The organism is Pseudomonas sp. L13, from assembly GCF_009935965.1.
GTDB lineage: Bacteria > Pseudomonadota > Gammaproteobacteria > Pseudomonadales > Pseudomonadaceae > Aquipseudomonas > Aquipseudomonas lactis.
Window position 1 is genome coordinate 135,643 of sequence record NZ_QODJ01000003.1, and the last position, 16,122, is coordinate 151,764.

The window sequence follows — 16,122 nt, forward strand, 5'->3', positions numbered from 1 at the left end:
TGCTTTATGCCCCGCCGACACGAGTCTCATCGAAGGAAGCCGCAGTCTTGAGCATCTTCAAAATCACCAGCGCAAACGCGCGGCTCTTCGTTTCGTTATCCAGCACTTCCAGTGACAGCTTTTCGTGGTCAGTCATAGCGTCCAGCACGGTGTCGAGGACGCGCTTGGGAAACAGGCCATGCATCACTTGATCAACCGAATGATTGTTCACTTGGGCCATCACATCTTCCTGACGGCTGATGCGCTGGGCGATACCGGTTAGGAACTGCAGTTGGTCATCGTCGCTCACTTCGGCGCCAAAGATATCGTTCAGCGCCTCAATGATTTCGGATAAGCGCTTCTTCTCCGGATCATGCGGCTTACCGCTCCCCACGTCACTGCCGGGTTTGACGGTGTATTTGCCCCTTTCCTCGTTCAGACGCAGCACTTGTTCGGCGCGCTTGCTTAGGCGGTAGTGGCTCAGTTGCAGCTCACCCACATCCACGTCGTCTTCTAGCAGGCGATCTACGCGCAGTAGCGGGTGCAGATGCTTCGCGTACACGCACAGCTGCTCTAGTTCATGATCCTCGTAAGGCACGATCTGTGATAGAAACTCGTATAGGCGCACAAAGCTTTGCAGATTCTTGCGGAACAGGTCGAGCTGATCCACCTGCTCGCCAGCTTCTTTCAATGCGTGCTCGGCTTTTTTCAAGCCGGCGCTATCACCATTGGCTTCGGCGGCTCGTTTGTAATCAAGCGCCTGCTGACGAGATTCCAGCGAGAAGGCATAGCGCCTAGCAAAACGCTCTTTGGCCGGCGCGCAGTAATAACTGAGTTTGCTGGCTTGCGCCTTAGGATCGAAGAAGGCTAAGGCAAATGCTTCGACCTCTTGCCAGTGATAGATGCCTTCGGCATCGAGCCTCTTCTGCAGGTCATAGATGATCTGCGGGTCTGTCACGTCGGTCAGCTCGGCCTTGGTGTAGTACGGTAAGAAGGCGTCGAGAATATCCTGCGGCTCGTTAAAGAAGTCGAGGATGAAGGTCTGCTTGTTTTCACCGAAGGTGCGGTTCAGCCGTGACAGAGTTTGCACGCAGTCCACGCCTTGCAGTTTCTTGTCCACGTACATGGCGCACAGCTTGGGCTGATCGAAGCCGGTCTGGTACTTATTGGCCGCGATCATCACGTTGAAGTCTTGGGTGTCGAAAGCGTCCGCCAGGTCGCGGCCATTCAGGCCCGCGTTGAGTAGGCTGCTATTTTCCGTGACTTCTTCGGGGATAACCTCATCCGGCAACACGCTACCAGAGAACGCCACCAGCGGGTGTACATCGTTGTAGCCCATATGCTGAACATAAGCTTTCAATGCCAACTGATATCGGACGGCTTCTTGACGGCTGCTCGTCACTACCATGGCCTTGGCTTGACCATTGAGCAGACCGCGGATGTTAGCGCGGAAATGCTCGACGATTACCTCGACCTTCTGACTGATGTTGTACGGGTGTAAACGCACCCAGCGCGCTAACTTGATGCGGGCTTTTTTGCTGTCCACCTCGTCGTCTTCGCCATCCGGGTGAGCGATCTTCCAGGCGGTGCTGTAGGTGGTGTAGTTGCGCAGCACGTCGAGGATAAAACCCTCTTCGATGGCCTGGCGCATGGAGTACAGGTGAAACGGCTCAGGCTTGTTGCTGGTGCTCGCTGGCAGGGAGGGATCGGGCGGGCGACCGAACAGTTCCAGGGTTTTAGCTTTTGGGGTGGCGGTAAAGGCGTAGTAACTGATGCGCTCATTAGGTTGGCGAGCTTGGACGGCAGCATCCAATAGCTCTTCAGCGCTGACTTCTTCCGCCTCCAGAGCATCGCTGCCGAGAATCTGTTTCAACTTGCTGGCCGATGAGCCAGTTTGCGAGGAATGCGCTTCGTCGGCGATGACGGCATAGCGCCCGCGGGCTAGTTTGGGGTATCTGTCCAGCGCATCGAACAACGCCGGGAAGGTCTGGATGGTAACGATGATGATGCGCGTCTGCTCAGCAAGCGCCTCGGCCAGTTGCTCGGATTTGCTTTGGTTGCCGACATCCCGACTGATAGGTTTGACCACGCCCTGGGCGTGCTCGAACTGGTAGATGGTGTTTTGCAGTTGGCTATCCAGCACCGTGCGGTCGGTGACCACGATCACCGAATTGAACAGGCGTTGACCGGTATCGTCGTACAGCGAGGCGAGTTGATGCGCAGTCCAGGCGATGGAGTTGGACTTGCCTGAGCCTGCGCTGTGCTGAATCAAATATCGCTTGCCCGGCCCTTCGGTGCGGGTAGTATGGATCAGCTTATTGACCACTTCCCATTGGTGGAAACGCGGGAAGATCATCGTCTCCTTGGTCACCAGCGTGCCGTCGAAGCCTTCACTGGTTTTCTTGTCCAAGTGCAGAAAGCGGCCCAACACTTTGAGCCAGGCGTCCGGCTGCAACAGACGTTGCCACAGGTAGCAGGTGGCGTATTGCCTGTCGTCCTCAGGCATCGGGTTACCTGCGCCGCCCTCTGCGCTGCCAAGGTTAAACGGCAAGAAGAAAGTGTCTTTACCCGACAGTTTGGTGGTCATAGCCACTTCGTTCTGGCCCACAGCAAAGTGCACTAACGCACCGCGTTTGAATGTCAGCAGTGGCTCAGGTTTGCGCGTTAGCGGGTCTTTTACTGGGCGGTCATTGCGGTACTGGCGCTTGGCGTTCTCCACCGACTGCTTGAACTCGCTTTTCAGCTCTAGTGTGGCGGTGGGGATGCCGTTGACGAACAGCACCAAGTCCAACCGTGGGTTGTAGCTCTGCCCACCGCTGCCAGCCTCACGCGCATGCGGCGAGTAGGACACCTCCGACACCACGCGCAGGCGGTTACACTGGTAACGCTTCAAGGTATCCGGGTTCATGCCGTGGTCGGGCTGAAAGCTGCACAGCTCCACCTTCACCGCCGGCAGCTTAAAGCCGTGGCGCAGCACATCCAGCGTGCCGCTCTGTTCCAACTCGCGTACAAGCTTTTGCACCAGTACATCATCCGGGTTGTTCGGGTTGGCCTTGACGAACTTGTCCCAGCGCTCCGGCCAGGCCTCCTTGAAGTAGCCCAGCACATCCTCGGTATACAGCGCCGAGCGCCGGTCGTAGCCTCTCGCCGTGCCGACTAGCCAACCTTGTGCGACCAGGGCGTCGATGATGTCTTGTTGAAACTGTGCTTCCTTGCTGTCCGCCATTTATACGGCCTCTGCTTCTAATACGGGTGCTTGCGCGCTGGCGGGTGGCTGCCAGCAGCGTACGTCGATTTTGCCGGTGACGGCGGCGGAGATTAGAGCGGAACGGCGTTCTTGGAGAAGCGTTATCGTGTTTTCAGCATAAGAAATGGTCTCACTTGAACGCTTGTACATTTCTCTAAGTGCAGAAGCAATTTCTTGCTGGTCCTCGATAGGAGGAAACGCAAATCTGTACTGCCTAAACTTCTCCGCAGGAAGGTGAGAGATAGTTGCTTTCGTATCAGACTCTTCAAACACACCCAATGCTTTTACTGCCATCAAACTAAAGAAAAAAAACTCTGCGGTATCTTTATTTGGAGACTCTGGACGAAGTCGGTGCAATGCCTTCTGATAGCCAATTTTGTTGCCCTTATGCCGCCAGATTGCAGCACGCCCTACATCTCCTCCTTCACAAACAAGTAGATCACCAAGCCTTACGGTATATCGCTCATATTCACTTGGTTCAATATCGATCAATGGGAGGCCGTGGATATTAATGCGCCCCCACTGAACATCTTGATTCCTTAGATACGGCAAAGGGTTAATTCCAGTGTTTTTCTTTTCATCAAGCATTTTTCCAAGCTCAACGGAATAGCGAAAACTTAGTTTGGACACCTGCCAATGCGCCGGCACCTCACCTAGCCACTCCACGCCGGAGTCTTTCATCGGCACCGTGGGGTCGAGGCCTTTGGTGACGCCGTGGGAGATCACGGCCTGACGCTTTTCCTTGAGCAACTCGATCAGTCGCTGCTGCTCTTCAATCAGCGCATCGATGCGGGCGGTTTCGTGGCCAAGGAAGCGGGCGATTTGAGTTTGTTCTTGCAAATCAGGCAATGGAATTCTTAGCTTTGGAATATCCTTCATTCCGATATTGAGTTGAGTATTGCTATTTGATGCCAGCAGAACCTGATGTTGAAGCTCCAATGACCCTAAGCAAAACTCCAAGAACTCCGGACTGCACTGGCCCTCATTGACCCTGATAAGTGCTAGAGGGGACCAAATGCTAAATTCAACATTTTCTGTAACTCTTGCAATTTTGCCGATGGATGCGGCTTTACCCATAAGGAGATCGTTATATTTTGGGGCTGCTTTCTTACTAAACTCTTTATGATCTTCAAAAGAGACGTAGCGACACCCTTCAAAATAGAGCTTTCCATCTTTAATACCATCGACTGAAAGAAACGGGACTCCATCATCTAAAAATTCTGGCGTAGTGTGTGGACCATCGGTAACAGGTGCTGCAAGCACTCGGGATAGTGCAAGAGCCTGCCAATGCTCCGGCACTTTTCCCAACCACTCATCACCAGACTCCTTGTACTCTGAATACGCTGGAAATGTCATGCCGACAGCCCCTCAATCATCTGCTTGATGCGGTCGGTGCAGGCCTTCAGGTCGCGATCGATCTCGGTCAGTGGGCGCGGCGGCTGGAACACGTAGAAGTGGCGATTAAACGGAATCTCGAAACCGACGATGCCGACTTCGCCGTCCAGCGCATCGGTTTTGCTCTCGTCGATCCAGGCATCCGGCACATGGGGGATGACTTCACGCTGAAAGTAATCGTACACCGGCTCGCCCAGCGGCACGTTCTCGTTATCGCGCAGGCCAGCGTCCGCTTCCGGTTGGCCCTTGGTCATGCAGATATCCGCCTCGGGGTCGCGCTCGCTCAGGGCGCTCATCAGGGCTTTGAGTTCCGGCGTGCTTAGGCTGACGCTGTGCGCAGTGAGGGCCTTTTTCAACAGCTTGCTGAACTGCTCGCGGTTACGGTGCAACTGGCTTGCGTCCATCGCTTGCAGGGCAGCAATGAGTTGCTGCTGAGCGGCGCCGTCAAGCTTCTGCAGGGCTTTTTCTTCCAGCACTTTAGCGATGCGTTCGGCGCTGGCTTGGAAGTTCAGGCGCAGCGGGCGTTCGACGGTGATACGGCGGTAGCCGAAGGCGTCGATGGGGAAGATCTTGCTCTGTGCGGATTGCTCAAAGCTACCATACAGGCGCACCAGCTCGCTGATTTGATCCTCGGTGATGTACTGGCGCTTGCTGCCCAGTGACTTGCGCATTTTGGCGTAGTGCTGGCTGCCGTCGATCAACTGGACCTTGCCCTGGCGCGCAGCGGCTTTGTGGTTACTGAGTATCCACACATAAGTGGCGATGCCGGTGTTGTAAAACATGTCCGTCGGCAGAGCGACTATGGCTTCGACCAGATCGTTTTGCAGCAGGTAGCGGCGAATCTCCGACTCACCAGAACCCGCGCCGCCGGTAAACAGCGGCGAGCCGTTGAGGATGATGCCGATGCGCGATCCACCATCGCGCGGGTCACGCATCTTGCTGACCAGGTGCATAAGGAACAGCAGCGAACCGTCGGACACCCGTGGCAGGCCGGGGCCAAAGCGGCCGTCGAAGCCTTTGTGGCTGTGCTCGTCGGTGATCTGCTTTTGCACCTTCTTCCATTCCACGCCAAACGGCGGGTTGCTGAGCATAAAGTCGAAGCGCTTGTCGGCCAATTGGTCGTTGGACAGGGTGTTGCCGAGCTTGATGCTGGCTACATCCTGGCCCTTGATCAGCATGTCCGCCTTGCAGATGGCGTAGGACTCAGGGTTGAGCTCCTGGCCGTGTAGCGACACGCTGACCTTCTCGCTGATGGACTGGATGTACTCATCGCCCTCGGACAGAAAGCCGCCGGTGCCGGCGGTTGGGTCATAAATGGTGACGATGCTATTAGGCGCGAGCTTGTGGTCCTGATTGGTGATCACCAACGAGGTTGTGAGGTGCACGATATCGCGCGGGGTGAAGTGCTCCCCGGCGGTTTCATTGGAGCTTTCCGCAAACTTGCGGATCAACTCTTCGAAGATGATGCCCATGCCGAAGTTGCTGATGAACTCAGGGCTGAGGTCGGTAGCGGCGAAACGCTGCACCACTTGATACAGCAAATTAGCGCTCTCAAGTTGCTGAACGAAATCTTCGAAGTGGAAGTGTTCAAAGATCTCGCGGGCGTCCTTACTGAACGCCTGAACATAGCTCATCAAGTCGGAGGCTGTCTGCGTGTCGGACAACGTGCCGAGGGTCAGCGAAGATGCGTTGAAGAACTGATGACCACCTGCGGCCCGCAGCATATACATATCCCGCACGCTGTCCGGGCGGCCTTCCTGAGCATAGAACTCGTGAACCACGGCATCTTTGGTTGGCGCCAGAACACACTCCATCCGCCGCAACAGGGTGAATGGCAGAATGATGCGGCCATATTGCGATTGCTTAAAGTCACCGCGCAGCAGATCGGCAATGGACCATAGAAACGCGGCCGTCTGGGAATGATTTTCCGTGTTCACGCAATAACTCCTTGGAGTACGGGCAAACCGCAAGTCTACCATCCACACCCCTCCCGGAGCGTTCACTTTAGGTTGTGAACTGCCACCACTTTGGGGCAGTTAGGTCAGCGCTGAGAACTATCCCCAGGCCAGACAGCCAATATGGCCTTGAAACGAAAGGGCTTCCAGGCGCGGCTATTGAGCGTGACAACCAATCAAAACCGCGGTAACTACCGTGGGCCTGAGCCCCGACAAACGAGCAAACGCTCATGGACACGTCCACACTGCAATCACTCAAGCTCGGGATTATTTCAGCCACCGGCCTCTCAAGGGATGCCTTGCATATTTATGTAGGTCTGGCACTGCTGATCGCTGCCAGCTGCATCACTCGAAAATCCCTGGGTTCCTTCAGCAGCTGGCTGGTCGTGTTAGCGGGGGCGAGCCTCATCGAGCTGTTCGATCTGATGGATGATAAGGCGAGCTTGGGATACTGGCGGTGGGCCGCGAGTCTCCATGACATAGTCAATACACTGTTCTGGCCAACGGTCCTGTTGGTGGCCTATCGTTTCAGGTTGGTTAAGTTCTGATCAGCGCTGTAGTTCGCCTACGTAAGGCCAAAAAAGTAGTAAGCCTATTCAAATTACCCCGACCCACCACTTCAACAGAGCAAGACGTCCTTGAACGTCTTTTTTGTGCCTGTAAATCCGCTATTGGTCATACCTACCCGCCGACTCAATCAGTCAAACCTGCACCTTCACCCCCTCGCGATCCCCCTGAGCCATCACCCTCACCGCAATCGAAGCACCTGCCAACAGCCCAACGATCCCCAGAACCTCAAGACCGGTAGGCAAGCGCTGCTCGGCGATCAGCCCAAAGGCGACTGCGAATATGGTTTCCACTGAAATAAGCTGCCCGGACAGGGCCATCGGTAGCCTTTGGCTGGCAAAATTCCAGGCCCATGCGCCGCCAACGGAGGCAACACAGGCCAGCGCCGTTGCGGCAGCCAGCACCGGCAGGGTGTTGCCCATGTGCAGGTCCAGGTGCGGGTAGGTGTACAGGTCCAATACGAGCCCGAACGGCACGAACACGACCACGCTCAGACCGGCGCCAACCATCATCAGGCCGGTCCATAGGCCTGCGTGTACCTTGGGGATTTTCGCCAGCATCTTCTGGTTGAGTATGCTGAACATCAGCCAAGTCAGCACCGCACCCACGGCGTAGCTGACCGCGACCAGGTAGGAGGTCAGGTCATTGTCTAAAACCCCGACCAAGGTGCCATAGTTTGCCGCGACCAACCCGCAAACCGCCAGGATGATGGGGACAGCGAGGCTGCTCCAGGTGGTGGTGCGCTCGATCATATTGCCCGCGACCGCAATGATGACCGGTGTAGCGCTGAGGAATGCCGGTGCGATGATAGCGCCGCCATTGAGCACGCTGCCCATGATGCAACCGATGTACACCGCATAGCCAAGCACGCCAAGTAGCCCGGCGTTGAGGATTGAGCGCCTGCTTAAAGCAGGGTCGCCAGGCCAATAGATACGCAGCATCACCAGGCCGATGCAGCCGGACACGATGAACCGCAGGGTAATGAAGTCAATCGGACCGAACGCGCCCATCATGTAGGGCGACAGAAAATTAAGCGCCCAGCTGAAGGTGGCAAATACCGCAGCTGCCACCCCCAGCGCGTAGGATCTGGTCATTAGCGCTCCTCAGCAGGCAACCTTTGCGGGGACATCAGATGACAGGCCCACAATACGTGGAAGTGCGAATTTCCTCGCCGTCATTGATGTCGATAAATTGCGAGCCATAGGCGGTCTGGGTCGGCCTGCCCCAGTTGACCCCCATTCCTACGCCGCCACCGCTTTCAGACTCGCCTTCGAACATCGTTTTGTCCAATCGTGAACGCCAATCGAGAAAACGCATGGTCACCGCCAGTCGAGTCGCGAGCGGCCCTGGCAAGAGCGGTTCAGAGCGGTGCCACATCGATTTGGTGAACAGCAGTACGTCGCCCAATGCAAAATCGTCCTGGGTTTTATACGCTTCAAACAGATCGGTGAGCAGGCTGGGCGTTTGGAACACAGCTCTCAAATGCGCGGAAAAATCCTCCACGGCAACGCCGGCAACCATTCGTTTGGAAAGCAGGCTGGCCATCTGGAAATTCGCCTTCGCGCTATAGATGTCTTCGGCTAGATAAGCCATGCCCCCGCCCTGGCCTGAATTGTCGATAGGATCCAACGGGATCCACACGCTGAAGGCGGCGTCCTGAGGGCGGACGTACCTGAAACTCAGGGAATCGTAGTGCCAGGCAAAACCCTCTTTATGCGGGGTAAGCTCGAAACTCTGGGACTCGGTCATGATCAGCGGATGCCCGATTAACGTCACCAAGGCCGTCCTGAAAGCGATCGAGGAATAGATGTTTTTCACCGCATCGGTTGTCCCCAGATCGTAGGTCAACCGGCTGAAGGAGTCCCCGTAGGCGGACTTCGACTCCCGTGCAGAGATCACTTTTGAACGGGCCGCCTGCTTCAAGGATTGAATGGCGTGCTCAGATAAGAAGCCTTTGAGCTTGATAAACCCCTGGCGACGAAATGCTTCGATTTCGTCGCTGCTGAGCGAGAGGTGCTTAACAAGAGACAGGTCCTTTTCCTGGGATTGCATCAGCGTGGCCTCCTTTATGCCAGCGTTTGAACTCAAGCATGCGATAGGTGGGCGCTGGTAACTTGAACTCACACGACTGTTTTGCGCACTGAGGCGACATTGGACGTTGTGTTGCCAGCCGGCGGCGATATTGCTAGTGTCAGCTCATGAGTACCCATTGCCTCACCTCGACAACCACCACCACGACCGCTTCAAGCGGAGCGTGCGAGGTGTCGTGAGCCAATAACCAACGAACTTCAAAGGCCCGCCAGCGATGGACAGGGCCTTTTTTATGCCTTGTGTCGCTGGTTCACACGCAAGGAGATGCACCTATGTACGCCCTCTTGATACTCGATATCCAAGTCGGACTCATCCACGGCCCGGAAAAACCCTGGCGCTGCGACGGGCTGTTGGAAACCCTCAATACCCTGATGGACAAGGCCCGCAGCGCAGGCGCGCCGATTTTTCTCGCGCGTCACATCGGCCCCGCTGGCTCGCCAATCGAGTCGGGCAGCCCGCTTACGCTGATTGCAGAGGAACTGAAGTTACTGGGTGGGGAAGTGGTGTTCGAAAAGCGCCGGCCTAACGCTTTTGCAATGACTGACCTGGCTGACAATCTGCGCTCCAGCGGCGCGACCGGCGTGGTGGTCACTGGGATGAAAACGCAATACTGCGTCGACAGCACCTGCCGTGCCGCGCGTGATCTTGGCTTCGATGCGGTGCTTATCGCCGACGGTCATACCTGCTCCGACACGCCGTTGATGAAAGCCGAGGCCATCGTGGCTCATCACAATTCCACGCTCAATGGGCCGTTCTGCCAGTTGGTTCGGGCTGAGGACTGGAGCTTTTAGCAGAGGTTTTCGGCTGGAAAGAATGCTGGCGCTGGAGACCTGAATTCCGGAAGGAAGAAAGTCGCCAGGGCAGCGCTTCGGAATTTTCCCGCAACATGCCGCGCTGTTGGTGAACTGGTCAAAATCACCTGTCGCGAATAACCTGCAACTGTTGCCGCTATGGCAGCGTCAAGCTCGACGATAGCCCCATCTCGTCCTTGACACTCGGGCAGCGACTGAACAAACCCCTCTACCAGCTCAGTACAGCGCGCAGGCAATTGTTAGAACCTGCCCCGCAGTCCTGAGCTTTTTTTCGCCTGGCAAAAACACACCAGAAATAATCATGAATCCAGGCTCGACCCCCGCAGGGCCGAGCTTCGGAATTTTCCCTCAAGTTGCCGCACTGTTGGTGAACTGGCGCAACCCCCTTCACAACGCTAACTTCTCTGCGTCGCTGATGATCAGCGTCCGGCTTTGACAGGCCGAAAAGTGTAACCTTTCACACCCCGTGATAAGGCGGCATGCTTACGCATTCCGCTCCGTTCATGGCGGCTGTGCGTGGGGCATCTTCGGGTGCGCCGGGTTCCTACACTTCCGGTCTGTCAACCCGCGTACAGCTGCCACCTATTCCTGTTTGACAGCAGGGGGGAGGCAGCTCCTTAAACAGTGTGGGAGCTTCATCATGAAAAAAATCACCCCCAATCCCCCAACCACCCTCTTCACCCTCGCCGAAAACATCCACCCCGAAACCCTGCTAATCCAAGCCAGCGAAACCCTCGCCTCTCTCAACGCGATGACCACCGACCTGGCTTTCGAACTCGAAGGCGCGCACCGCCACAAGTTGCTGGCAGCCCAACAATTGATCGTTCTGGGTGAGCTACTGGTAGAACGAGTCTTGAACACCCAGCCATTCACTACCCATCCGCCACAACCCTAAAACACGCAAACGGGCGAGACGCCTCAGCGCATCTCGCCCCCTGGCATCCCCTCACACTTCCCATTACCCTGACGGCCTTTATCAGACAACCGGAAGTCAGATACCCGTGTTCAAGCCCTTCGCCGTCATCGCCCTCTCCGTCATGCCTTTACTTGCCAGCGCTGCCGAGTTGGACGGGGTTTGGCAGGGTACTTTGGGCAAGTCCGCTATCACCGTGTGTTTCAACGGCGCCGACGGGGAGCATGGCAGCTATTACTACCAGCGCATCCGTACCCCGATTCAGCTGACCCAGGCCAACGACAACGCCCCGTGGGTGGAGGAAGGAAATACCGGTTTCTGGGCCCTGCAAAAACCTCAGGGCGATACCCTTTCGGGTGCCTGGAGCAAAACCGATGGCGGCACGCCGCTGCCACTGGCCCTGCGCCGCATTGGCACGGGCGGCTGCGGCAGCGATGCCTATAACGCGCCCATGGAAGCCGCGCCGCTGCCGATCAAGAGCGAGAAGAAGACGTTCAAAAACCACACCTACCAGCTCAAGACCCAAGGCCCCCGCGTCACGCTCAAGCTGGAGGGTGACGGCCCGGCGGTGCAGAAGATCAACCAGCAACTCGCCGCGTTGGCCGTCAATGACGAAGATCTAACCGACTATTTTTATGAACGGCGTGAATACCTGGGTCGAAACGGCTCGGTCTATACCAGTGAAATCGAGGTTGAGCCCGCCTATTGGTCATCGCAATTTCTCACCGTGCGGTTCTACCGCTGGGCCGCAGGCCAAGGCGCCATGGGCATCAGTTGGGGTCTGCACTCCTGGAACCTGCAAACCGGCGAGAGTGTGGACCCATGGACCTGGCTCGGCGGCCATCAGCAATGGCATGACGCCTATTCCGGCCATTTGAAGCTGCCGGCCGCCTTCAGCACTTGGCTGGCCAAGCAAACCACCACCGACGAGGGCTGCCCCGCGATCACCGATTACTCCATCTTTCACCTCAGCTTCAACACCCAGGGCCTGCAACTCTCGACACCGGCCAATGGTGACGGTTGCGACAACGACTTGGCCTTCACCTGGGAGCAGTTGGAGCCGGTGCTGACCGCTCAAGGCAAAGCGGCAGTGCCAAGCTTGAAACTACCTTGACGCGCCGGAGAAAAAACCCACGGCCGTTCACCAAAGGTTAAGAATCGCGCTCGTATACTCCCTGATTACCCATGACCGGACGCCCGATCGGTCTCATGCCTCGGTAGCCAGACTCCATGACGCGCCCCGCTCCCCTGCTGCTCTTGCTTGCTGCTCTGCTGTTCTTCTTCGCCCTCGGCAACCACGAGTTGCAAGGCTCCACCGAGGCCCGGGTGTCCGGGATCGCCATGGCGATGCACCTGGACAATGACTGGGTGGTGCCGCGTCTGTTTCGTGAACCCTTCCTGGAAAAACCGCCCCTGAGCCTGTGGCTGGACGCCGGGGCGATTCGCCTGTTTGGCGCCAGCACCGGGGCGGTGCGCCTGGCGTCGGCGTTTGCCGGGCTGTTCAGTGTGATGCTGTTGTACGGGATGCTGCGTCGGTTTGGGCGGCCGCAGACGCTGGCGTTCAGCGCTGCGCTGATCCTGGCGACCATGGCCAGTTATTGGGGCAATGTGCGGGGTGTGGGTGAGGATTCGTTGCTCAGCCTCGGGGTCACCGCTGCCCTGCTGGGGTTTTACCAGGCGGTACGGCCTGAACGTGAAGGCTCCAGTGTGTGGGCCTGGGCGTTGTTTACCGCCGGGATGGTCATCGCCACCCTGAGCAAGGGCGTGTTGGGCCTGGCGATGCCGGGCATTGTGATTTTTGTGTACCTGCTTTGCACCAGCCTGATGGATAAGCGCCTGCGGCTGGGCGATTGGCTCAAGCCGGCGCTGTTCACGTTGTTGGCCTTGGTGCCGTTGCTGATCTGGCTGGGGTTTCTGTTTCAGCGCGGTGGGATGCAGGCGGTGGGTGAGGTGTTATGGACCAATAGCGTCGGGCGCTTCAGTGGGTCGTTCGTAGAAGCCGGGCATTACGAGCCGTTTTACTATTACCTCGCCAAACTGCCCGAGGCCTTCCTGCCCTGGAACATCCTGGTGTACCTGGGCTTGTGGCACTTCCGTAAAAGCCTGATGCAGAACCGTTATCGTCTATTTTTCAGTGTGTGGCTGGTGGCGCAGTTCACCCTGCTGACCCTGGCTTCCAGTAAACGCACGGTGTACTTGATGGCGCTGACACCAGCCGCGGCGGTATTGGCCGCCGAGTATGCGCGGGTGTTGCTGGAGTGGGCCAAAGACCATAAGCCGGGGCTGTACCGTTATCACCGGCGCATTATTGGCGGGGTTTTCGCGCTGGCCATCGCCTGCTATCTGAGCGCGGCGTTCTGGTTCGCGCCTAAAGCCGATGTGCGCCAATCATTCGTACCGGTGATCAGCCAGATCCAGGCCCTGCAAGACGAGGGCAGGACGGTGGCGATGTACCAACCCAACGAGCGCATCGACGGCGCCAGCGTGTTCTACCTGCAGGCCTACTTGCCGATCCTGAACACCGAAGCCGAACTGCGCGCCTTCCTCAGCGCCAAGCCCGGCAACGTTGCGTTGACGGACCACACCGACCGATTGAACGAAAAGGTTACGGTGATCAAGCAAATGGCGGTCAACCGCCAGCCTTACTATTTTGTGGGACAGTAAGGCTGGCGCGGCGTATCAGTGCTTGGTGACCTTGTCGAGGTAGCCCATGGCAAACGCCGAGATAACGAACGTCATGTGAATGATCACGTACCACATCAGGTGCTGTGGATCGACGTTCTTGGCGTCCATGAAGATGCGCAGCAAGTGGATGGACGAAATCGCTACGATGGAGGCCGCCACTTTCATCTTCAGCGATGAAGAATCCATGGTGCCCAGCCAGTTGAGCTTTTCTTTGCTTTCATCGATATCCAACTGCGAGACAAAGTTCTCGTAGCCGGAAATCATCACCATCACCAGCAAGCCGCCCACCAAAGCCATGTCGATCAGCGACAGCAGTACCAGGATCAGCTCGGATTCGGCCATCGAGAACACGCTTGGCAACAGGTGAATCACTTCCTGGAAAAATTTCAGCGCCAGCGCCAGCAATCCCAGGGACAAGCCGAAATAAATGGGCGCCAGCAGCCAACGCGAGGCGTACATAGCATTTTCGATAAAACGTTCCATTGAATCTCACACAGCTTGGCTAAAAATGGCGACGAGTATACCAGCCGCCACCGGGCACCTGTCACCGCGAGAAAACTGACCCAAGTGGCATCTGTAAGAGAATTTTTCTGCTAGTGTCGAGACCATTCACTCGGCTCGATGATGTCGGACAGGAAGACTCAGATGATGGATGTGCGATCCCCTTTGGCCGCTCTCGGCCTGTGCGCGGCGTTGCTGATGGCCAGCGGCTGCTCCCCCAAAGAAGAGCAGAAGCAGGCGACCCTCGAAGAGAAAACCACAAAGTTCGAACAGTCCCTGGACAGCATCCAGGACCCCAAGCTGCGCGATGCGATTGCGGACCTGGGCGGCTCGCTGCTGTTGCTGGAGCGCGCGCGCGTCAAGCTCGCCAGCAAGCCCATCGAAGCCGAATACGGCGAAAACAGCCTGGCCCTGCTTAAGCATTACCCTACGCCCCAAGCGCTGGTGGATACCTACATCAACGGCCTTTTCGTGCTGCGCAAAACCTCGCATTCCGACTACCTGACGGATTTGCAGCCGGTCTTCCCGTTCAACTTCAACGCCCCGGACCAGTTCCCCTTCCCCCATGGCCTGGAATGGCAGTCGGTCACCCTGAGCAACAATAAAGTCATTCCCTTCCAGCCGGAATGGTCAGAAACCGACCCCGGCATTCAACTGAGCCCCAGCAGCTCCAACCTGACCAACCCCGACGATCTGACGGTGACCTACCCGTTTATCGAAGGCATTGAGACGGAAAACAAGAGCCAGCCACAACCCATCAGCCTCAAGGGTGCGGTGGAGGTGATCACCCCGGGCAAGGTGCTGACATTCGACCTGACCAAACAAGACGTGGGCCATAAACGCACCGACGGCAACATCACCCTCAACCTGCTGACGCTGGAAAAGAACTACGCCGAGATCGAACTGACCAACAGCCAACCTCTGGCCGCCGAAGTGGGCGACGCGTCACCCAACCCGCTGCTGGTACAGGCACGCGACAGCACCGGGCAGTTTCTGACCCGCTCAGGCTCGATCAACGAGAGTGCCGCGCAGGTGGCGTTCTATGAGAAACAACTGGCCGAGATGCAAAAACAGACCGCGTGGTCCGATGCCTTCGATAAACAGCTGACCGACGCGCAAAAAGCCTTCGAACGCCAGCAGACCAGCCATTACGCCAAGGTGTACTTCAACGGGCTGATCGATAACCTGCAGGTGAATGTGCTGGACTTTTCCAAGGCCACGCTCACCCGTAAAGACCTGGACCTGCCGGTGATGCGCTTTGACAGGAACAGCCTGCAACACACCGTACAGCCCCTGCCGATGCCGGTCACGGTGTACGACGACAGCGCCGCCAGTTGGCTCAAAGATGCGTCGATGACCGAGGACCAACTGAAAAACAGCGTCACCATCAGCCAATCGACCGAAGACGCCAGTGCCGCGAAAATCGTGTTCGACCACCCGTTCACCTTCAATGACGACCTGGTCGGTGCCGAGCGCAACAACAGTGACGCGCCTATCACTTTCTTCACCGCCGATGACAAGGGCGAACGGGGCGAGCCCATCGAGTTGCCGACCGAAGCGTTCGAACTGAATGCCGCCAGCGGCACGCTGACGTACGACCTCAACCTGTTCCCGGAAACCCCGGCGTATGTGGTGGGCTCGGTACCGTTGTTTTTGGCCACCATCGAGAAAGCCACGATTGACGCCGCCAAGCTGCCCAAGGGCCTGTCACTCAAGGACAACGCGCTGATCGTCGATCAAAAGGACTTTCCCGCCGACAGCTGGCGCTTCTATGCCAAGGACGCCAGCGGCAACTACCTCAAGGAGATCCTCGGTGTCAGCCACCGCGCCGAGGAATATGGCACGGCGATGTTTGACGTGCATTATTTCTACGGCCAGCCGACCACGCTGGAAACTTACCAGCGCACCGACCTCAGCACCGTGCAGTACGGCTTTGAGGTGAAATTGGACAAGCCTGAGAGCAAATAGCCCTGGGTG

12 protein-coding genes are annotated in these 16,122 nt (G+C 57.1%); 6 read left to right on the top strand and 6 right to left on the bottom strand.

Annotated features, from left to right (window positions below; all coding sequences use genetic code 11):
• Positions 1 to 4: 4 nt before the first annotated feature.
• Genes DK871_RS03485 through DK871_RS03495 form a run of 3 tightly spaced genes read right to left on the bottom strand, consistent with a single transcriptional unit; the run spans position 5 to position 6,558 of the window.
• The gene (locus tag DK871_RS03485) at positions 5 to 3,205 is read right to left on the bottom strand and encodes a type I restriction endonuclease subunit R (protein ID WP_161903988.1); all 3,201 of its coding nucleotides are present in this window, start codon (positions 3,203 to 3,205) and stop codon (positions 5 to 7) included.
• Positions 3,206 to 4,582: a restriction endonuclease subunit S gene (locus DK871_RS03490; protein ID WP_161903989.1), complete on the bottom strand. Its 1,377-nt coding sequence runs from the start codon at positions 4,580 to 4,582 to the stop codon at positions 3,206 to 3,208.
• Positions 4,579 to 6,558, bottom strand: coding sequence for a class I SAM-dependent DNA methyltransferase (locus DK871_RS03495; RefSeq protein WP_161903990.1), 1,980 nt, complete (start codon positions 6,556 to 6,558; stop codon positions 4,579 to 4,581). Before DK871_RS03495 ends, DK871_RS03490 begins: the two co-directional genes overlap by 4 nt.
• Before the next feature lie 248 nt (positions 6,559 to 6,806).
• On the opposite strand from DK871_RS03495, the gene DK871_RS03500 reads away from it, so the two are divergent.
• Positions 6,807 to 7,124 carry a hypothetical protein gene (locus DK871_RS03500; protein ID WP_161903991.1) on the top strand — a complete coding sequence of 106 codons (318 nt, stop codon included), beginning with the start codon at positions 6,807 to 6,809 and terminating at the stop codon, positions 7,122 to 7,124.
• Between the two features lie 153 nt (positions 7,125 to 7,277).
• Here DK871_RS03500 and DK871_RS03505 read toward each other — a convergent pair whose 3' ends face one another.
• Together DK871_RS03505 and DK871_RS03510 are read right to left on the bottom strand one after the other, a co-directional pair.
• Entirely contained in the window at positions 7,278 to 8,237 is a 960-nt protein-coding gene (locus tag DK871_RS03505) for a DMT family transporter (RefSeq protein ID WP_161903992.1), read from the bottom strand.
• A 34-nt stretch (positions 8,238 to 8,271) separates the two neighbouring features.
• Complete coding sequence (locus DK871_RS03510; protein WP_161903993.1) at positions 8,272 to 9,195, bottom strand: phytanoyl-CoA dioxygenase family protein; 924 nt, start codon at positions 9,193 to 9,195, stop codon at positions 8,272 to 8,274.
• Positions 9,196 to 9,506: 311 nt separating this feature from the next.
• Between DK871_RS03510 and DK871_RS03515 the strand changes: the two genes are divergently transcribed.
• The 4 genes from DK871_RS03515 to DK871_RS03530 all read left to right on the top strand — a co-directional run bounded on the left by DK871_RS03515 (position 9,507) and on the right by DK871_RS03530 (position 13,623).
• Positions 9,507 to 10,025, top strand: a complete 519-nt coding sequence (locus DK871_RS03515; RefSeq protein WP_161903994.1) for a cysteine hydrolase family protein — start codon at positions 9,507 to 9,509, stop codon at positions 10,023 to 10,025.
• A 661-nt stretch (positions 10,026 to 10,686) separates the two neighbouring features.
• The gene (locus DK871_RS03520; RefSeq protein WP_094774590.1) at positions 10,687 to 10,941 is read left to right on the top strand and encodes a DUF6124 family protein; all 255 of its coding nucleotides are present in this window, start codon (positions 10,687 to 10,689) and stop codon (positions 10,939 to 10,941) included.
• Positions 10,942 to 11,047: 106 nt separating this feature from the next.
• The gene (locus tag DK871_RS03525) at positions 11,048 to 12,073 is read left to right on the top strand and encodes a hypothetical protein (RefSeq protein WP_161903995.1); all 1,026 of its coding nucleotides are present in this window, start codon (positions 11,048 to 11,050) and stop codon (positions 12,071 to 12,073) included.
• A gap of 116 nt (positions 12,074 to 12,189) precedes the next feature.
• Complete coding sequence (locus DK871_RS03530) at positions 12,190 to 13,623, top strand: glycosyltransferase family 39 protein (protein ID WP_161903996.1); 1,434 nt, start codon at positions 12,190 to 12,192, stop codon at positions 13,621 to 13,623.
• A gap of 15 nt (positions 13,624 to 13,638) precedes the next feature.
• Here the strand turns inward: DK871_RS03530 and DK871_RS03535 are convergent, their stop codons facing one another.
• Positions 13,639 to 14,127 (bottom strand): TIGR00645 family protein, encoded by a 489-nt coding sequence (locus DK871_RS03535; RefSeq protein ID WP_016976786.1) that lies wholly within the window; start codon positions 14,125 to 14,127, stop codon positions 13,639 to 13,641.
• A 162-nt stretch (positions 14,128 to 14,289) separates the two neighbouring features.
• Between DK871_RS03535 and DK871_RS03540 the strand changes: the two genes are divergently transcribed.
• Positions 14,290 to 16,113: a hypothetical protein gene (locus DK871_RS03540; RefSeq protein ID WP_161903997.1), complete on the top strand. Its 1,824-nt coding sequence runs from the start codon at positions 14,290 to 14,292 to the stop codon at positions 16,111 to 16,113.
• Positions 16,114 to 16,122 lie beyond the last annotated feature (9 nt).